Source organism: Vibrio sp. 10N.261.51.F12, assembly GCF_041471725.1.
Classification (GTDB): Bacteria; Pseudomonadota; Gammaproteobacteria; order Enterobacterales; family Vibrionaceae; genus Vibrio.
Window position 1 is genome coordinate 42,642 of the sequence record NZ_JBFROV010000013.1, and the last position, 18,961, is coordinate 61,602.

Annotated in this window: 13 protein-coding genes and 6 tRNA genes; 6 read left to right on the forward strand and 13 right to left on the reverse strand. The window is 44.3% G+C overall.

Features of this window, described 5'->3' with window-relative positions; all coding sequences use genetic code 11:
- Window positions 1-9 precede the first annotated feature (9 nt).
- The 10 genes from AB4405_RS07180 to AB4405_RS07225 all read right to left on the reverse strand — a co-directional run bounded on the left by AB4405_RS07180 (window position 10) and on the right by AB4405_RS07225 (window position 7,903).
- The gene (locus AB4405_RS07180; RefSeq protein WP_372060235.1) at window positions 10-963 is read right to left on the reverse strand and encodes an SPOR domain-containing protein; all 954 of its coding nucleotides are present in this window, start codon (window positions 961-963) and stop codon (window positions 10-12) included.
- 124 nt (window positions 964-1,087) lie between these two features.
- Entirely contained in the window at window positions 1,088-2,032 is a 945-nt protein-coding gene (locus tag AB4405_RS07185) for an ABC transporter permease (protein ID WP_102470853.1), read from the reverse strand.
- 2 nt (window positions 2,033-2,034) lie between these two features.
- Window positions 2,035-3,012, reverse strand: coding sequence for an ABC transporter permease (locus AB4405_RS07190; RefSeq protein ID WP_102470852.1), 978 nt, complete (start codon window positions 3,010-3,012; stop codon window positions 2,035-2,037).
- 148 nt (window positions 3,013-3,160) lie between these two features.
- On the reverse strand, window positions 3,161-4,714 hold the full coding sequence (locus AB4405_RS07195; protein ID WP_102470851.1) for an ABC transporter substrate-binding protein: 1,554 nt from the start codon (window positions 4,712-4,714) through the stop codon (window positions 3,161-3,163).
- 90 nt (window positions 4,715-4,804) lie between these two features.
- The gene (locus AB4405_RS07200) at window positions 4,805-6,523 is read right to left on the reverse strand and encodes a dipeptide ABC transporter ATP-binding protein (RefSeq protein ID WP_372060236.1); all 1,719 of its coding nucleotides are present in this window, start codon (window positions 6,521-6,523) and stop codon (window positions 4,805-4,807) included.
- An 801-nt stretch (window positions 6,524-7,324) separates the two neighbouring features.
- Window positions 7,325-7,401, reverse strand: a tRNA-Pro gene (locus AB4405_RS07205).
- Between the two features lie 52 nt (window positions 7,402-7,453).
- A tRNA-His gene (locus tag AB4405_RS07210) sits at window positions 7,454-7,529 on the reverse strand.
- Window positions 7,530-7,573: 44 nt separating this feature from the next.
- Window positions 7,574-7,650: transfer RNA gene (locus tag AB4405_RS07215), tRNA-Pro, on the reverse strand.
- Window positions 7,651-7,718: 68 nt separating this feature from the next.
- Window positions 7,719-7,794, reverse strand: a tRNA-His gene (locus AB4405_RS07220).
- A 32-nt stretch (window positions 7,795-7,826) separates the two neighbouring features.
- Window positions 7,827-7,903, reverse strand: a tRNA-Arg gene (locus AB4405_RS07225).
- A gap of 301 nt (window positions 7,904-8,204) precedes the next feature.
- On the opposite strand from AB4405_RS07225, the gene AB4405_RS07230 reads away from it, so the two are divergent.
- Window positions 8,205-8,618 (forward strand): cytochrome c5 family protein, encoded by a 414-nt coding sequence (locus AB4405_RS07230; protein ID WP_372060237.1) that lies wholly within the window; start codon window positions 8,205-8,207, stop codon window positions 8,616-8,618.
- Window positions 8,619-8,693: 75 nt separating this feature from the next.
- Here AB4405_RS07230 and rep read toward each other — a convergent pair whose 3' ends face one another.
- Window positions 8,694-10,712: a DNA helicase Rep gene (rep, locus tag AB4405_RS07235; RefSeq protein WP_102470848.1), complete on the reverse strand. Its 2,019-nt coding sequence runs from the start codon at window positions 10,710-10,712 to the stop codon at window positions 8,694-8,696.
- 177 nt (window positions 10,713-10,889) lie between these two features.
- Between rep and AB4405_RS07240 the strand changes: the two genes are divergently transcribed.
- The 4 genes from AB4405_RS07240 (at window position 10,890) to ubiK (ending at window position 16,103) form a co-directional block, all read left to right on the forward strand.
- Window positions 10,890-11,471, forward strand: a complete 582-nt coding sequence (locus AB4405_RS07240; protein WP_102470847.1) for a TetR/AcrR family transcriptional regulator — start codon at window positions 10,890-10,892, stop codon at window positions 11,469-11,471.
- Window positions 11,472-11,489: 18 nt separating this feature from the next.
- Window positions 11,490-12,596: an efflux RND transporter periplasmic adaptor subunit gene (locus tag AB4405_RS07245; protein ID WP_102470846.1), complete on the forward strand. Its 1,107-nt coding sequence runs from the start codon at window positions 11,490-11,492 to the stop codon at window positions 12,594-12,596.
- A gap of 11 nt (window positions 12,597-12,607) precedes the next feature.
- On the forward strand, window positions 12,608-15,730 hold the full coding sequence (locus AB4405_RS07250) for a multidrug efflux RND transporter permease subunit (RefSeq protein ID WP_372060238.1): 3,123 nt from the start codon (window positions 12,608-12,610) through the stop codon (window positions 15,728-15,730).
- Window positions 15,731-15,851: 121 nt separating this feature from the next.
- Window positions 15,852-16,103: a ubiquinone biosynthesis accessory factor UbiK gene (ubiK, locus tag AB4405_RS07255; RefSeq protein WP_102470844.1), complete on the forward strand. Its 252-nt coding sequence runs from the start codon at window positions 15,852-15,854 to the stop codon at window positions 16,101-16,103.
- 60 nt (window positions 16,104-16,163) lie between these two features.
- Here the strand turns inward: ubiK and ilvC are convergent, their stop codons facing one another.
- Window positions 16,164-17,648: a ketol-acid reductoisomerase gene (gene ilvC, locus AB4405_RS07260; protein WP_372060239.1), complete on the reverse strand. Its 1,485-nt coding sequence runs from the start codon at window positions 17,646-17,648 to the stop codon at window positions 16,164-16,166.
- 145 nt (window positions 17,649-17,793) lie between these two features.
- Here ilvC and ilvY point away from each other — a divergent pair, with 145 nt between their 5' ends.
- Window positions 17,794-18,702, forward strand: coding sequence for an HTH-type transcriptional activator IlvY (ilvY, locus tag AB4405_RS07265; protein ID WP_102470934.1), 909 nt, complete (start codon window positions 17,794-17,796; stop codon window positions 18,700-18,702).
- A gap of 72 nt (window positions 18,703-18,774) precedes the next feature.
- Here ilvY and AB4405_RS07270 read toward each other — a convergent pair.
- Window positions 18,775-18,851: transfer RNA gene (locus AB4405_RS07270), tRNA-Trp, on the reverse strand.
- Window positions 18,852-18,961: the final 110 nt, after the last annotated feature.

Here is an 18,961-nt window from a genome sequence, read left to right on the forward strand (position 1 = left end):
AAGGAAGCCCTACTTGCCACCTACGCACACCACATTGAGCAGAGTATTACTTTTTAATGGTGATATTTTGCCGTTAGTAAACAAACCTTTTTGACCATCTCCCCAATACGGCATTTGCATAGGCCATTGTTTATTGTGCATCACTTTGGAGCCGAGTAAATGCTGCCATTCATCGTCCGTCACTAAATGCATATTAAGATCACCACACATCTTGATGGCGGTATGGTAATTGACCCGATTCCATGGCTTATCATGTTCCATATAGAATTGCTGCTGATTGCCTGTTAGGTACGGCACCGCATAGCGTTGCCCTTCAACCTTAGCCTCAAGACGAACCGTTAAAGACGGTGATACTGATGTAGCAAGAGGTTGAATCGATTTCGCTTTGCTGACCGGCTTTTTCTCTTTAACTACAGGTGCAGTGGCTTGCGCGATAGTGTTTGTTTTTTGCTTGGGCTTCGCGCTGGATTTAGGGTATTTTTTTGGTTCGCTCTCTAACGCTCCACCTTTAGAAGCGCCACGCTCAACCTGACGTATAAATGCGTCTTTGTAACCCTTCAAGGCTTTAATCTTCACCAATTCTTTTTGCACGAGTGCCGCATCATGATAGGGACCAATCAGGCATCGCTGACTTTGTCCTTCAGGCTTCATCCAAACATGCGTCGAAATAGCGCCGTACAATACTTTAGCGCTATTTAATGACATCGGTTCATCGAGGATGCCACATTGTATCCAATACACCGATGTGGACGTTTGCGGTACCGTGCTGCTCCATACCCCTTTCCCGATCGGGCAGCTTTGACCCAAAATAGGAAGCTGTGACATAGAAGGCTGAGACGCATCACAGAGGAACTCTGCGGCAACAACTGGGGTAGAGATGACACTGCACCCTAACAACAAGGCACCCATGATTGCGCTTATCGGCAGGCAATGTGATCCCTTAACACCATTTAAAGAGCTCATATACATCCTCGAACACTCTAGATAAGACAGGCTAGTTTCCATAAGCGGCACAAATAAAAAGAGCCGCACTTATGTGCGACTCTTAGTGTAGTGAGGATTGGGATTAAAAATCAATCTCTCTGGATCACCCTTTGTAGATTTTCGGGTTAAATACGTCTCTTAACCAGTCACCTAATAGGTTTACTACTAGAACTAACGTAATCAACACGATGCCAGGGAAGACAGTAATCCACCATGAACCAGAGAAGATGTAGTTAAAGCCAATACTAATCAACGACCCCAATGAAGGTTGGTCAACAGGTAGGCCCAGTCCTAAGAATGATAACGCTGCTTCCGACATAATGGCATTAGCAATTTGTACTGTCGAAATAACCAAAATTGGCGATAAGCAGTTTGGTAGGATATGGCGGAACATGATTTTTGGTGCTTTGAAGCCCATCACTCGTGCCGCTTCTACGTACTCTTTCTTTTTCTCTGCCAATACAGAGGCACGAATCGTACGAGCATATTGAGGCCATTCCGCCACCCCAATAATAACCACCAGCATAGTCACTGCGTACTGGCTATAAAATTCAGTACCAAAGCTGGCCTTGAATATCGCCGATACAATGATAGCAACCATCATGGTAGAGAATGACAGCTGCACATCGGCAAAACGCATCAAGAAGCTATCGATACGGCCACCAAAGTAACCCGCAGACAAACCAATGATAATGCCTAAGAACAGTTGTAGGCCGACCGCAAGAAAACCAATCGTCAATGAAAGACGTGAACCATAGAGGATCGTTGATAAAATATCACGACCTTGGTCATCGGTCCCCAGTACAAAGTTCGAGTCCCCCTCTTCCATCCAAGAAGGAGGAAGCTCTGAGTCCATAATATCAATCGAGCTCAGATCATAGGGATCAGCAGGAGCGATGAGTGGTGCAGATAACGCCAGCACCAAGAAAACCATAAAAATAGTAAAACTCGTCATCGCGACTTTATCGCGCTTAAAGTAGTACAAGAAATCTGATTGCTTAAAACGTTCCCAAGCTGAAGGAACTGTTGCTACATTTGTTTGGCTCATGCTTACGCTCCTTTTCCTGTTAGGTTCACGGTTGGGTTAATCAATCCGTACATCAAATCAACGATGGTGTTTGTCACGACAAAGATCAGGCCAACAAAAATAACGTAAGCCGTGATCAGCGGTGTATCTACACGGTTGATCGCCTCAAGGAAAAGAAAGCCAGTTCCTGGCCATTGGAAAACAGTTTCCGTCAAAATGGTGTAGGCCACCATTGTACCAATCTGAACACCACCCACCGTTAATACAGGGAGCATCGTGTTCTTAAGGGCATGTTGATAATAGATTTTACGAAGAGGTAACCCTTTTGCTTTAGCAAACTTGATGTATTCAGAGCTCAGTACTTCCAGCATTTCAGAACGAACTAAACGAATGAACAACGGCAACATAATCGAAGCTAATGCAACACATGGCAGCACTAAGTGCTTAATACCATCAATCGTAAAGAAACCTGACTGCCAGCCCAGTACATTCGCGGTTTCGCCTCGACCAAACGACGGTAACCAACCAAGTTCAATAGAAAAAACGTACATCAACATAATGGCCGTTAAGAAAACCGGAATCGAGATGCCGATACTACTGCCGGCCATGATGAGCTTGGTAAAGAAGCTTTTCGGGTGAATGGCTGAATAGACACCGAGCGGTATCGATAAACAAATTATAATTAACGTCGCGCCGAACACCAATTCGAGGGTTGCTACCAACTTATCGAGAATGACATCCACAGCAGGACGTTTGAAAAAGTATGATGTGCCGAGATCACCTTGCAGTGCCGCACCAATAAAACGAGTGTACTTTGTAGCGAAAGGATCGTTGAGGCCTAACTCATCACGCAGTGCTTGACGCTCTGCTTCCGAAACCGACTGACCTACAAGCTCACGCAGCGGGTCACCCAGATTATCCTGAATGGCAAATGCCACCAAACTGATCACAAACATCACTATCAGTGCCTGAAACAGGCGCTTGACCAGAAACGAAAACATCCCTTGCCCCTTAACTATCCATATGTCTCTGTAACGAGAACTTATTCAGTCTTAATAACCACTTAGTCCGACTGAAATAAAACTAAGTAGTATAAAGCGAACAAAGAGGGGAAGGCTTTCCCCTCTTATTAACGTGTACTAAACGTGATTACTCAACCACTAGGTCGCCAAAGTAAGGCATAACCATTGGGTTAACGATGTCTGCTGCTTTCACGTTAGACTTCGCGCCCCACGCTTCACTTTGCCAGTGAAGAGGAACAAATGCTGCATCGTTGTACAACGTTGCTTCAACGCCTTTCAGCATTTCAGCGCGTTTCGCAGGATCCGTTTCTACGTTCGCTGCTTCTACGATTGCATCCATCTCTGGGTTTGAGTAGTGACCACAGTTGTATTGACCACGACCTGTTTCTTCGTTACGAGTCATCGTTAGGAACTCGTTGAAGTTCGCTGAATCTTCTGTATCCGAGTGCCAACCGATCATCATCATGTCTGCAGAACAAAGGTCAAACTCAGGCCAGTACTGTGCTTTTGGTAGCGTTTTAAGATCTACTTTAATGCCAATCTTAGACAGCATTGCCGCCGCCGCTTGCGCTACTTTTGCATCGTTCACGTAACGGTTGTTTGGCGCCATCATAGAAAGCGTAAAGCCGTCTTCGTAGCCCGCTTCCTTCATTAGCTCTTTCGCTTTCTTCACGTCATAACGTGGAACCAGCGCATCATCGTGACCGACATAACCAGCTGGGCTTTGTTGACCTGCGGCTGTTGCAAAGCCTTTCATGATTTTCTTAACGATGCCTTCGTTGTTAATTGCGTGAACAATCGCCTGACGAACGCGCACATCTTTCAGTGCTTCGTTGCTGTTTTGGTTCATTTGGAACGTAATGATACGAGTACCAGGCAGCGTCACAAGATCGATGCCATCAGCCGATGCCACACGTTTGTGGTCATTTGGCGCAACCGGGTGAATCATATCCACACCGCCAGAAAGAAGCGCTGCAACACGTGTTGCATCTTCTTTAATTGGCACGAGCGTTAGTTTATCTACGTTGCCTTTTGACTCGGTATCCCAGTAATCAGCAAAACGTTCAAAATCAACTTTTACGCCTTGCTCACGAGCCGTAACGATAAATGGACCTGTACCAGATACGTGCGTAGAAGCAAATGAGTTACCGTGCTTCACTAGCTCAGACTTGTCTTTACCATCTTCTGTTTTACCTGAATAGAACTTGCTATCCATTGGGAAAATGTACGTTGCCGTTTGCAGCACAAGTGGGTAAGGACCTTTTGTTACTAGGTCAAATGTGTAGTCGTCAACCTTAACAATTTTTTCGTATGGGTCGAAGATAGCTTTGAAGTCTGGAGAGTTTTGTAGGCGGTCGAACGTCCAAACGACATCGTCAGCCGTCAACGCATTACCTGAGTGGAACTTAACACCTTTACGAAGATTGAATCGAACCGTCGTATCGTTAACACGCTCCCAGCTTTCTGCTAGGCGAGGTTCAAAATCCATGTCTTGGGTAAAACGAACTAGTGGGTCAAACACCATGTGTGACATTTGCAGTGTACCACCAGATAATTGCTCATGCGGGTCTAGTGATACTGGGTCAGCAGCGTAACCAACCTTGATGTCTGCTGCTAATGTATTAAAGCTCAGGCCTGCGGCCATTAGCGCCACTGCTAATTTGCTTTTCATGGTTCTCATATTTGCATAACTCCTTCATGCGGGGATCCGGATCCCGTAATTGTTGTGTTTGCTTCTGTTATCAAGTCCCGTAAGGGATTTCTTATTGGCTTACGCCGTTTTTGCTGTGTCTTCTCTTAAGCCCTTAAACTCAGGCATTAAGGAAATCAAATGCTGGCTGTATTCATGCTGTGGGTCGGTAAACAACTGCTCGGTCGGAGCGACCTCAAGTAGCGTACCCATTTGCATCACACCTACCCTGTCGCACATCTGGCGAATAACCGGTAAGTCATGACTGATAAACAGCATGGTCAGATTAAGCTCTTGTTGTAAGTCTTTTAATAGATTCAAGATTTGTGCCTGAACGGATACGTCTAACGCCGAAGTCGGCTCATCACAAATCAAAAGTCTTGGGCGAGTGGCTAATGCACGAGCAATGGAGATACGCTGACGCTGTCCACCAGAGAATTCATGCGGGTATTTCACGCCAGCCATTTTTCCCAGTCCCACATGCTGCAGCAGGTCATCCACAACCTGTTTCGTTTCATTCTCATTCGCGGTGAGCTTATGAAAACGAATCGGTTCAGCAACAATATCGTAGACTTTCATACGAGGGTTCATCGATGTGTACGGGTTTTGGAATACCATTTGCATCTGGCGACGCATAGGGCGACGTTCTTTCTCAGATTTTAAACCAGTAAGATCAATGCCTTCGAAGCTAACTTTGCCCGCATCCGGTGCATAAAGCCCCGCAATGATGCGTGCGATGGTCGATTTACCTGAACCCGACTCACCAACCAAGCCAAACGTTTCACCCTCATGAACCTCAAAGCTGACATTATTCGAGGCTTGAACATACTCACGACGGCTCTCAAACAAAGAATCTTTGGTAATAAAACGTAGGTTCACGTTCTCGACATTAAGCAATGGACCGGTATATTCACGCTGATCCTGGCTTTGTCCTAACCAGTGATTCTTAATATCAAGGGGCTCCATCTCTTTTGCATCTTCGATGTAACTCACCAATGGGAAACGCCCCAGCTTAACATCAGAACGAGGCACCGCTGATATAAGGCTACGAGTGTAGGAATGATCTGGGTCACCCAACACTTTAGCGGTCGGACCAAATTCGACTAGGTCACCACGGTACATAACCGCAACACGGTCGGTGACGTTAGATACCACACCCATATCATGCGTAACCAGCATACAACCTACGTTATTTTTGATGCACAACTCACGAATCAAACCCAGGATTTGGTCTTGAATCGACACATCTAACGCCGTCGTCGGCTCATCGGCAATAATGAGTTCAGGTTCACCCGCTAAGGCAATCGCGATTACTACGCGCTGTCTCATGCCACCAGAGAACTGATGTGGATATTGTTTGAGGCGGTTTTCTGGTTGTGGGATACCCACTTGATTCATGAGGTTGAGTGAGCGTTTATAGGCTTCATCATCCGAGACATCCATATTGGCATGGATCGTTTCTTTTAACTGCTGCTCAACCGTGAAAAGCGGGTTTAGAGAGGTCATCGGGTCTTGAAAGATAAACCCAATCTTAGAGCCACGAACTTTACGCATGGCTTCCGGTGAAAGCCCTGATATTTTTTCACCATCCAAGAATACGTCACCAGCGGCAACAACACCTGGAGGAGAAAGCAAATCGATGACAGCGTTACCCACTGTTGATTTGCCCGCACCCGACTCCCCAACCACACCAACTATTTCACCGCGCTCAACATTGAACGACAAAGATTTAACCGCGGCATGTACCCCATGGCGGGATGGGTATTCGATACGAAGATTTTTTACTTCTAATAATGACATTACCAGACCTCTACTGCTTTGGCAGTTTTCTGCCCCTGTCTGCAAAACTGAATCCATTCGTAGACAGCATTTTCTGCTGACTATTTATAAGGGCATCAATTTGGCAAACATTTCACAGAAAAGCAACAAAAATAGGATAAAAATTCGATTTCACGCAGATATAGAGGATCATAAACAAATATTTATGCACATTAATTACATATAATAGTGTGAAAACGAATGCAGATTATCCATCAGTCCATTGAATAACACCATTAAAGTTAGACACAAAAGCCTATCCGCAAGCAAATTAGCCATATTTATAACTAACGGTCATGGAATACTTATTCCACCATCAATTTAACATCTAAGAAACATTGATTTTCTAAGACCAACAATAACAGCACCAAAAACCAGATCATGGTCACATATGCCGAGTGTTTATCTCACTCAACCAAAAAATGCGACATAAAGCACTAAAAGAGGTTGTAACACCTTCGTGACACACAAAAACTGAACAATATGTAATTATCTGGTAATTACTTAAAATCCAGTAGTAACCACCATTTATCACGCAAAGAGAATTGTAGAAATGTTATTCAATGGTGTAATGACAGGTATAAACATTACTTGAGCTCTTCTTTTCAATCCATGGAGCTATTACGAGAACGCTTGATCCGACGATAAAGCCTTTTTTATAAACCAAATTGCAAGGCGATATTGAAAGATAGTGATTAGCACGATGAACTCGACTATTTTGGTAAGGTATATTCTTTTCTACAGACGAAAAAAAGCCTCGTCTTTCGACGAGGCTTTTAAAGGTGGTCGGTGAAGAGGGATTCGAACCCCCGACCCTCTGGTCCCAAACCAGATGCGCTACCAAGCTGCGCTATTCACCGACAAAGTTTTCTACGATATGATCGTAAGAGGAAGCGAATGCTACCTAATTAATGGGGTGGCTAACGAGATTCGAACTCGCGACCACCGGAATCACAATCCAGGGCTCTACCAACTGAGCTATAGCCACCACTAATTTTGCTTTGCTAAAGCACTAAGCTTTAACTGAAATAGTGGTCGGTGAAGAGGGATTCGAACCCCCGACCCTCTGGTCCCAAACCAGATGCGCTACCAAGCTGCGCTATTCACCGACAATGTTCTTTCGAACGTTTCGTCCCGACTGTAACAATCGAAACTGGAAACCGAGGTTACCAAATAATGGGGTGGCTAACGAGATTCGAACTCGCGACCACCGGAATCACAATCCAGGGCTCTACCAACTGAGCTATAGCCACCATTATATCTTTCGCCAATTTGTTATTCCGGATGGCGCGCCTGAAAGGATTCGAACCTTCGACCTTTGGCTCCGGAGGCCAACGCTCTATCCAGCTGAGCTACAGGCGCATGCCCTATCGGCGGAGAGGAATAATACGGATATCACACTATGGCGTAAAGCACTTTTTCACTTTTTTTTATTGATTGCCGCCTTTTTCAGCAGTTATTGCCCAGAAAGAACAACTATACGATGTGATTCACCCCGTGAAGCTGAAAACTTGTTGTTTATTGCAACAAGTTAACAGGATATAATCACCCAATATTTACATTGATTTAACAGCCGTTAAGTCTCAATGCAGAATAACAACGTAAAATCATAAGAACCCAAGCAAGCAACGACTTGCCACCTTTGGATAGTAAAGTGAGTTTAATGGATATGTCTCGTCAAATCTTAACGGTGTTGTGCGCCGCTCTAACGTTTTCTACCGCCAGTTTTGCGGCGGATGTCAATCAAGCTGAATACGATGCTATTGCAGAGCGTATTAAACCTGTAGGTAATGTTTACCTAGCAGGCAGTGAGCCAGTGGCGGCAGAGCCTACTGGCCCTCGTGACGGCGCTGCGGTTTATGGCATGTTTTGTACGGCCTGTCACTCTACAGGTATCAGTGACGCGCCTAAGACAGGGGATGCGGGCGATTGGGGTCCACGTATTGCACAGGGTAAAGATGTCTTACTCGACCACGCCATCAAAGGCTTTAATGCAATGCCTGCTAAAGGAACGTGTATGGACTGCTCTGATGATGAAATATCAGATGCAATCGAGCATATGATCGCCGGTTTATAATCCAAGTATTATAAAAAAGGCACCCAACAGGGTGCCCTTTATCGTCACTTGCCTAGATGGCAGTAAGAACTGTCATCATTTTTTATTGAACATTGCTCGAATGTTCGCAATATGTGTTTGCCCTTTCTCCATTCGCTCTTCTTGAGAGACCGGCTTCTTAGTTTGCTCCCAATCAATATCATCAAACGGCAGTTCATCTAAAAATCGGCTATGTTCTGGCTTAATTAACTCACCATATTGCCTTCTTTCTTTGCACAATGAGAACGTGAGCTCTTTCTGGGCTCGAGTGATTCCTACGTACATCAAACGTCGCTCTTCTTCGACGTTCTCCTCATCAATGCTGGTTTGATGAGGGAGAATACCCTCCTCAGCACCAAGCAGGTACACATAAGGAAACTCGAGGCCTTTTGAAGAATGCAATGTCATTAGTTGAACTGCATCACTGTCATCATCGTCCTCACCGCGCTCCATCATATCTCGCAACGTTAAACGCTGAACGACTTCCTTCAGTGATTTTTCTTCTTTGTCATAATTGTCACCCTCTAGATCGGCAACAATCCACGAATAAAGGTCGGAAACATTCTTCATTCGCATCTCGGCGGCTTTCGCGCTGGAAGACGTTTCATACAGCCAATCTTCATACTTAATATCACGCACGAGTGATCGCACAGCCTCCACGGTGTTACCACGTTCAGAGTTATCGGCAATCGCCACAATCCATTGCGTAAATCGGCGAAGATTTTCCAACCCTCGACCTGATAAGTGCTGCTCTAGACCCAACTCAAAACTGGCCTCGAACAAGCTTTTACCGCGCATGTTGGCATAACTACCCAATTTCTGTAATGTCACCGGGCCAATCTCACGACGTGGCGTATTAACGATACGTAAAAATGCGTTGTCATCAGCAGGGTTCACCAACACCCGCAAGTACGCCATGATGTCTTTTATCTCCGCGCGTGCAAAAAACGATGTCCCACCAGAGATCTTGTAAGGCACTCGGTTTTGCATCAAGACTTTCTCAATGAGTCTAGACTGATGATTGCCACGATATAGAATGGCGTAATCTCTGTAGTTCGTTCGATTCACAAAACGATGACCAATCAATTCACCAGTAATACGTTCTGCTTCATGGTCTTCATTTTTTGCCTTCAGTACTTTTAACTTTTCACCGTCCGGTATTTCTGAAAACAGTGATTTTTCAATAATATGCGGATTGTTCGCAATTAATATATTGGCTGCACGAAGGATCCGACTGGTCGAGCGATAGTTCTGCTCTAGCTTGACGACCTTTAAGCTTGGGTAATCTTTGCTTAATAAAATAAGGTTTTGAGGTTTCGCTCCGCGCCAAGAATAAATTGATTGATCATCATCGCCTACGACCGTGAATCGTGAACGTTCACCTACAAGCAATTTGACCAATTCATATTGGCTTGTATTGGTGTCTTGGTATTCATCAACCAACAAATATTGAATTTTCTTTTGCCAACGCTGGCGAACTTCTTCATTGTTTTTCAATAACACAACGGGCATGGCGATCAGGTCGTCAAAATCAAGGGCGTTGTACGCTTTCATCTGCTCCAAGTACATGTCATAGCAAAATGCGAACAGTTGTTCCTGCTCTGAACGGGCGATGCCTTTAACATGTTCGGCGGACAACATGTCATTTTTCCAATTCGATATACAGCTCATCAATGACCGTAGTAAGTCTTTATCACCCTCTAATTGATCCTCAGTTAACTCCTTAAGCAGGGCTAACTGATCTTGGTCGTCAAATAGTGAAAAGCCAGCCTTAAGGCCAAGCGCCTTATACTCTCGGCGAATGATATTCAGGCCCATGGTATGGAATGTAGAAACCAACAATCCCTTAGACTCGTGCTTGCCTAACGTTTGGCCGACACGCTCTTTCATTTCTCGCGCGGCTTTATTTGTAAACGTCACGGCAGCGATATTTCGAGCCTTGTATCCACAGTTTTGTACTAAATGCGCTATCTTATTAGTAATAACACGTGTTTTCCCCGACCCTGCGCCGGCAAGAACAAGACAAGGTCCAGAGACATATTTTACAGCCATATCTTGCTGTGGATTCAGCTTCATTGATGTACTCACTACTACGGATTTGTAACGGGCACATAATAGCCCCCTAATAGATAAGATGCCACGCCATGGCTGACTTTCTTTATTTCTATAGGAAATACTTTAAAAATAAGTTGCATAAATATAGGGTAATTGCTTTATAATGAATGAACGTTCATTCATTAATGCGGATGATTGATGAATACATTGAATCAAAATGATAAACGCCTACAAATACTCGAAGCCGCTCAAAAAATGGTGGCGGAAGTGGGTATCCAAGGTATATCTATGAAAAAACTAGCCGATGAAGCAGGCGTCGCAGCGGGCACTATTTATCGATATTTTGATGATAAAGACCACTTACTTGAAGAACTTCGACTATATGTTGTCTCATGTATGGCCAAAGCGGTTCAGCTAGGTGTTGATGCTGATAAACCACTCAAGGTTCAATATCGTACCATGTGGTTGAATATTTGGCGGCTTGCTGCATCGAATTTTAACTCGATGCAGACGCGCGCTCAGTATGATTCCATTCCGTCGAAGAATAGTGCGGAGACTCGGGAACAAGAACGTAAATTGTTTGCCCAAGTAGACAATCTATTCAGCGAAGGAAAGAAACAAGGGGTTTTCAAAGACCTCGACAATGAAATCCTTTCGGGTTTGAGCTTAGAGGCTAGCGTATCGCTAGCGAGGAAGCACGCTCTCGGACTATATCAACTGGATGAGAATGCGCTGGAATCAGCGATTGAAGCCAGTTGGGATGCAATAATTAAACACTAATTTGGAGTTTTCAACAGAATGAAAAAGTGGACATTTTTCATGCTTCTTATCGCCGTGCTACTTTTCGGTAGCGTGATAGGATTTAACATGTTTAAACAGCAAAAAATTGCTGAATACCTTGCCAATCGACCAGAACCGGAGTTTCCGGTCACGGCAACTACAGTGAAATCTGTTGATTGGGTACCAGTCATCGAGGTCATTGGTTTTGTTGAACCTAACCAAGGGGTAACTCTAACAACAGAAACTAGCGGTGTTATCGATAGCATTTCATTTACTTCAGGGTCGCAAGTTGAGGTAGGTCAAGAATTGGTCAAGCTAGATTCTGACGTTGAAAAGGCCAACCTGAAAAGCGCTGAAGCTCGTTTACCAGCAGCACAAGCTAAATATAAACGCTATCAAGGACTGTATAAGAAAGGCTCGATCTCTCGTGAGTCATACGATGAGGCTGAAGCTAACTTTTTCTCTTTGTCTGCTGATATTGAAAGCCTAAAAGCCTCGATTGATCGCCGTGAAATCAAAGCACCATTTTCTGGTGTCGTTGGTATTCGTAATGTATTTCTAGGTCAATATCTTCAGCCAAGCGATAAGATCGTCCGTTTGGAAGATATCAGTGTCATGAAGCTTCGTTTTACTGTTCCACAGACAGATTTCTCTAGAATCTCGATTGGGCAGGATGTTGATATATTCGTTGACGCTTACCCTGACCAGCCATTCAAGGGAGCAATCAGCGCGATTGAACCCGCCGTCAGTATTCAAAGTGGTTTGATTCAGGTACAAGCTGATATTCCAAACAACGATGGACGCTTGCGTAGTGGCATGTTTGCACGAGCAAATATCATTTTGCCGAAGCTTGAAAATCAGGTCACGCTACCACAAACAGCAATAACATTTACTCTCTACGGTGACAATGTCTACATTGTTGAAGATGTTGATGGTGAAAAACGCGTTAAGCAACAAGTCATCAAAGTAGGTGAACGTACCGGCGATATTGCTCACATCCTCGAAGGGGTAAAAGCCGACGATATCGTGGTGACATCTGGTCAGGTCCGCTTGAACAATGACGCAAAAGTGCGTGTTGTTGAAAGTGACGCGACTGTACCACCTGCTAAAACACCGATGCTGTAATTGGAGGCGAAATGCGTTTTACTGATATTTTCATAAAACGTCCTGTTCTTGCGGTATCAATCAGCTTTTTGATTGCCTTGCTTGGTCTACAAGCGGTTTTCAAAATGCAGGTTCGTGAATACCCAGAAATGACGAATACAGTCGTAACCGTTACGACCAGCTATTACGGAGCGAGTGCCGATTTGATTCAGGGGTTTATTACCCAGCCCTTGGAACAAGCCGTCGCGCAAGCCGATAATATTGATTACATGACATCGCAGTCTGTATTAGGACAATCGACGATCACCGTCACGATGAAGCTTAATACCGACCCCAATGCAGCTTTGTCTGACATTCTGGCGAAAACCAACTCCGTGCGTTCTCAGCTTCCTAAAGAAGCAGAAGATCCAACGGTAACGATGTCTACGGGTTCAACGACAGCGGTACTCTACATTGGTTTCACCAGTGACGAGTTAGCTTCCAGCCAAATCACCGATTACCTCGAGCGCGTGATTAACCCTCAGCTCTTTACGGTAAACGGTGTGTCAAAAGTAGACATGTATGGTGGTATGAAATACGCACTTCGTGTCTGGCTTGATCCATTAAAAATGGCGGCCTTGAAGTTAACGGCAACGGATATCATGAATGTCCTTAATGCCAATAACTACCAATCAGCAGCAGGCCAAGCCACTGGCGAGTTTGTGCTCTATAACGGCAGCGCTGACACACAAGTATCGAACACTGAAGAACTGAGCAATCTAGTGGTCATGGCGGATGATGGAGAAGTAACTCGTCTTGGTGACATTGCTAAAGTCACACTAGAAAAAAGTCATGATATCTATCGAGCAAGTGCAAATGGTCAAGAGGCGGTCGTTACCGCGATCAATGCTGCCCCAAGCGCAAACCCGATTAATATCGCGGCAGATGTTCTAGAGCTTCTTCCTCAACTAGAGAAGAACTTGCCAAGTAACATCAAAATGAACGTCATGTATGACTCCACGGTTGCGATTAATGAATCTATTCAGGAAGTAATCAAGACCATTTTAGAAGCAGCACTCATCGTTCTTGTGGTAATTACGTTATTCTTGGGATCATTCCGTGCAGTATTAATTCCGATCGTAACAATTCCACTATCATTGATTGGCGTTGCCATGGTGATGCAAGCGATTGGGTTCTCCTGGAACTTAATGACTTTGCTCGCAATGGTGCTAGCAATCGGTCTTGTTGTTGATGATGCGATTGTCGTACTGGAGAACGTTGACCGTCACATAAAATTGGGCGAGTCACCATTCCGAGCTGCGATCATCGGTACACGTGAGATTGCCGTTCCGGTCATTGCCATGACATTAACACTGGGTGCAGTTTATGCGCCGATCGCATTAATGGGCGGCATAACCGGTTCTTTGTTTAAAGAGTTTGCATTAACACTTGCTGGGGCGGTATTTATTTCCGGTATCATCGCGTTGACACTGTCTCCGATGATGTGTTCTAAGCTACTAAAAGCCAATGAAGCACCAAGCAAATTCGAAGTGAAGGTTCATCAAATCTTAGATAAGATGACCGCTCGCTACGAGAAGATGCTATCTGCGGTTATGTTGCACCGTCCTGTGATCATCGCATTTGCTGTGATTGTATTCGCAAGCTTGCCTTTGTTGTTCAAATTCATCCCAAGTGAACTTGCGCCATCAGAGGATAAAGGGGTAGTAATGTTGATGGGTACAGGTCCATCTAACGCTAACCTCGACTACTTGCAAAACACAATGAACGATGTAAATGCGATTTTAACCGAGCAACCTGAAGTTCAATTTGCTCAAGTGTTTACTGGTGTGCCTAACTCAAACCAAGCATTCGGTATCGCTTCTATGGTTCCTTGGAGCCAACGTGAAGCAAGCCAAGCTGAAGTGGCCAACCGTGTCGGTCAACTCGTCAGCAACGTCCCTGGTATGGCAGTAACAGCATTCCAGATGCCTGAGCTTCCTGGTGCGGGTTCTGGTCTACCAATTCAGTTTGTTATTACTACCCCAAACAGCTTTGAAAGCTTGTTTACCATTGCTTCTGATGTCTGGACTGATGTTCAACAAAATGCGCAATTCGTTTATTCAACGCTCGATTTGAATTACGATTCTGCCACGATGAAGATCAATATCGACAAAGACATGGCGGGTGCTTACGGCGTTACCATGCAGGACATCGGTATTACGCTAAGTACTATGATGGCAGACGGTTATGTTAACCGTATTGACTTAAACGGTCGTTCTTATGAGGTCATCCCTCAGGTAGAACGTAAGTATCGTTTAAACCCTGAATCAATGAATACTTACTTTGTTCGTTCAGCCAACAACCAAGCGATTCCACTAGGCAGTTTAATCTCTATCGATGTTGTGGCAGAGCCTCGCTCATTGCCTCACTTTAACCAACTAAACTCTGCAACGGTTGGCGCGGTTCCTGCGCCTGGCGTTGCAATGGGTGATGCCATTACTTGGTTTGAGTCTGTAGCAGAGAACAAACTACCAAACGGTTATAGTCATGATTACATGGGTGAAGCAAGACAATACGTAACAGAAGGAAGCGCGCTATATGCTACCTTTGGTCTTGCACTTGCTATCATCTTCTTGGTTCTCGCGATTCAGTTTGAATCCATCAGAGATCCACTTGTTATCATGGTTTCCGTACCGTTGGCGATCTGTGGGGCCTTGATTGCGCTAGCATGGGGTGCCGCGACGATGAACATATACTCTCAAGTCGGCCTCATCACGCTTGTTGGTCTAATCACCAAGCACGGTATCTTGATCTGTGAAGTAGCAAAAGAAGAGCAACTTCTTAATAAGCTAAGCCGAATGGATGCAGTGAAAGAGGCGGCTAAGGTTCGTTTACGTCCAATACTGATGACAACCGCAGCCATGATCGCAGGTCTAGTTCCATTAATGTACGCCACTGGTGCTGGTGCTGCTCAACGCTTCAGTATCGGTATTGTTATCGTTTCTGGTTTGGCGATCGGTACACTATTTACCTTGTTTGTTCTTCCGGTTATTTATTCATACCTGGCAGAAAAACATAAGCCATTGCCAACATTTGTTGAAGATAAAGATTTAGAGAAACTAGCGCGAATAGATGAGGCCAAAGCGGCTCACAGAGAGCTAGCGGATAATAAATAATTACTTTATTACCAATGATTAAACTCTAAAGGCCACATTGTGGCCTTTTTTATTATGCAAATTAGGGACAATCTCGAGTGAATTACATAAAATAGAAGTAATTGCACAGGAGCTAATTGAAATGTTTGATCCAAAGAAACTAGAACAGATTGCCAGACAAATACACGACTCGATGCCACAGCCTGTCAAGGAACTCGGTACAGATGTTGATCAGAAGGTTCGCCAAGTCATCCAAGGCCAACTGAATAAACTTGATGTCGTTAGCCGTGAAGAATTTGATGTTCAAACTCAGGTTCTACTTCGCACGCGCCAGAAGCTAACAGAAATGGAACAAAAACTTTCTGAACTAGAAGCAAAGCTTTCTGAAAAATAGAGCGATAGCAACAAAAAAGGCTTACCTTCTGGTAAGCCTTTTTTTCATCACACTGTGATATTAACCACCAACGGCAATGCGTTGCATGTCTGTCATATAACCACGAAGCTCTTCACCAATATATTCAACAGGGTGATTGCGAACCGTATCGTTAACTTCAATCAACTTACCGTTATCAACCTGATTAGAGGTTTCTGCTAAACCACGGCCGATGACGTCAGTCTCTACGCTTGGCATAAATTTCTCGCGAAGCAATGGTGTAGCAACGTTAGCAAATAGGTAGTTACCGTATTCAGCAGTATCGGAAATAACAACGTTCATTTCGTATAGACGTTTACGTGCAACCGTATTAGCGATAAGCGGTAGCTCATGCAGTGACTCATAGTATGCAGACTCGTCAATAATACCTGATGCTGTCATTGCTTCGAACGCCAACTCAACGCCAGCACGAACCATAGCAACCATCAAAATACCGTTATCGAAGTATTCTTGCTCTGAGATTTCAACATCACTTGCTGGGTAGTTTTCAAATGCCGTTTGACCGGTCTCTTCACGCCAACCAAATAGATTCACATCATCGTTTGCCCAATCCGCCATCATCGTGCTTGAGAAGTGACCAGAGATAATGTCATCCATGTGTTTGTTATAAAGTGGACGCATAAGATCTTTTAGTTCTTCAGACAAATCAAACGCTTTAACTTTCGCAGGGTTTGAAAGACGATCCATCATGTGAGTGATGCCACCAAATTTCAGTGCTTCTGTAATCGTTTCCCAGCCAAACTGCAGTAATTTACCTGCATACCCTTCTTCGATACCGTCAGCGATCATTTTTTCATAACAAACAATCGAACCAGCTTGCAGCATGCCACACAAGATTGTTTGCTCACCCATTAGATCGGATTTTACTTCAGCTACAAACGAGGACTCAAGAACGCCAGCTCGGTGTCCGCCCGTTGCTGCAGCCCAAGCTTTAGCGATTTCTAGGCCATCACCTTGAGGATCATTCTCTGGGTGAACAGCAATAAGAGTTGGAACACCAAATCCACGCTTATATTCTTCACGAACCTCTGTTCCAGGACACTTAGGTGCAACCATCACTACCGTTAAGTCTTCGCGGATCTGCATGCCTTCTTCAACGATGTTGAAGCCATGTGAATAACCAAGAGAAGCGCCTTGCTTCATAAGCGGCATAACCGTTTCAACAACATTAGAGTGCTGTTTGTCAGGAGTCAGATTGACAACAAGATCAGCTTGCGGAATTAAGTCTTCATAGCTACCAACGACGAAGCCATTGTCTTTCGCATTTTTAAATGACTGGCGTTGCTCATCGATTGCTGCTTGACGAAGTGCATAAGACACATCAAGACCAGAATCACGCATGTTTAGACCTTGGTTTAGGCCTTGCGCACCACAGCCAACAATAACTACTTTCTTTCCTTTCAAGTAATCAGCTTCAGAAGCAAATTCTGAACGGTCCATAAAGCGACAACGACCAAGTTGGTCCAATTGCTGACGTAGATTAAGCGTGTTGAAATAGTTAGCCATAGTGAAGCTCTCCTGTTGAATTCTATCCATAGTGCCGATGATTATCATCGAATGAGCTCATACTAAAGCAGAGTTAAGGTTGCTTAAAGTGAAATATTCACAATTTGTTATTGCAATTAATGCAACTACATTTACCCTAAGTGGTATGAATATAAAAAGTCTGCAAGCTTTTATCCATTTATGCGAGAGTAAAAGCTTTAATCGAACCGCCACTGCAATGCATATTAGCCCGTCGGCACTCAGTCGCCAGATCCAAAAACTAGAACAAGAGGCAGGGCAGAACTTACTTCTTAGAGATAATCGCTCGGTTGATTTGACTCCTGCGGGTCAGCAACTGCTCCCTGTTGCACTCAATATTATTAGTGAGTGGCAAAAATTTCAGTCGAGCAACGAACTAGGTGAGATGGAACTGAGAGGAAAATTGAGGTTATTTTGCTCCGTAACGGCGAGCTATAGCCACCTTCCAGAGTTACTCGCAGAGTTTCGAGTACTGTATCCATATATTGAGTTTGAGCTGTCGACAGGAGACCCAGCTCAAGCTATTGATAAAGTATTGAATGATGATACTGACATCGCTATTTCAGCCTTTCCTGAGCAGTTACCAGGACGCTTAGCCTTCGAAACTATCAGTGAAATCCCTCTGTCTATTATTGCCCCTCAAGGTATTAGTAATTTTGGGCAGGAATTAATGAGCGGGGCTCCCGATTGGAAAAAAATTCCATTTATTGTCCCTGAAGCTGGAACCGCTCGAGAAAGAGCTAACGCCTGGTTTAAAAAGATGCGCATTAAACCCAATATCTATGCTCAAGTATCTGGCCATGAGGCTATAGTTAGCATGGTTGCACTCGGGTGTGGTGTTGGTATTGCACCAGAAGTTGTGATTGTTAACAGTCCCGTCAGAGACAAAATTCAGCGATTAAAGCTGGAGTCAATTAAGCCATTCAAACTCGGAGTGTGTTGTAAAAAATCTAATCTTGATAATGCATTAATCACTGCATTTTGGAAGGTTGCACAGCAGATTTACATACAACCTAATTCTGGCTTTCGTTCTTAAGCCGAATAAGGTTTATTCTTTTAAAAAATCAACAAAAAAGGCTCTGACCAAAAAGTCAGAGCCTTTAGAAAATGGCAGGGGTGGAGAGATTCGAACTCCCAACACGCGGATTTGGAATCCGCTGCTCTGCCAATTGGAGCTACACCCCTAGTTTGAACCTTCAACATATTCTATTTAATTAAAAATCTCAATACGTTAGATTCAAAAAAACCTCGCAAAGCGAGGTTTTTTTGAATAAATGGCGGAGTGGACGGGACTC

Excerpts from the sequence above, each read along its gene's own strand:
- AB4405_RS07180 (WP_372060235.1), bottom strand. The coding sequence starts at position 963 with ATGAGCTCTTTAAATGGTGTTAAGGGATCACATTGCCTGCCGATAAGC.
- AB4405_RS07185 (WP_102470853.1), bottom strand. The coding sequence starts at position 2,032 with ATGAGCCAAACAAATGTAGCAACAGTTCCTTCAGCTTGGGAACGTTTT.
- AB4405_RS07190 (WP_102470852.1), bottom strand. The coding sequence starts at position 3,012 with ATGTTTTCGTTTCTGGTCAAGCGCCTGTTTCAGGCACTGATAGTGATG.
- AB4405_RS07195 (WP_102470851.1), bottom strand. The coding sequence starts at position 4,714 with ATGAGAACCATGAAAAGCAAATTAGCAGTGGCGCTAATGGCCGCAGGC.
- AB4405_RS07200 (WP_372060236.1), bottom strand. The coding sequence starts at position 6,523 with ATGTCATTATTAGAAGTAAAAAATCTTCGTATCGAATACCCATCCCGC.
- AB4405_RS07230 (WP_372060237.1), top strand. The coding sequence starts at position 8,205 with ATGGATATGTCTCGTCAAATCTTAACGGTGTTGTGCGCCGCTCTAACG.
- rep (WP_102470848.1), bottom strand. The coding sequence starts at position 10,712 with ATGAAGCTGAATCCACAGCAAGATATGGCTGTAAAATATGTCTCTGGA.
- AB4405_RS07240 (WP_102470847.1), top strand. The coding sequence starts at position 10,890 with ATGAATACATTGAATCAAAATGATAAACGCCTACAAATACTCGAAGCC.
- AB4405_RS07245 (WP_102470846.1), top strand. The coding sequence starts at position 11,490 with ATGAAAAAGTGGACATTTTTCATGCTTCTTATCGCCGTGCTACTTTTC.
- AB4405_RS07250 (WP_372060238.1), top strand. The coding sequence starts at position 12,608 with ATGCGTTTTACTGATATTTTCATAAAACGTCCTGTTCTTGCGGTATCA.
- ubiK (WP_102470844.1), top strand. The coding sequence starts at position 15,852 with ATGTTTGATCCAAAGAAACTAGAACAGATTGCCAGACAAATACACGAC.
- ilvC (WP_372060239.1), bottom strand. The coding sequence starts at position 17,648 with ATGGCTAACTATTTCAACACGCTTAATCTACGTCAGCAATTGGACCAA.
- ilvY (WP_102470934.1), top strand. The coding sequence starts at position 17,794 with ATGAATATAAAAAGTCTGCAAGCTTTTATCCATTTATGCGAGAGTAAA.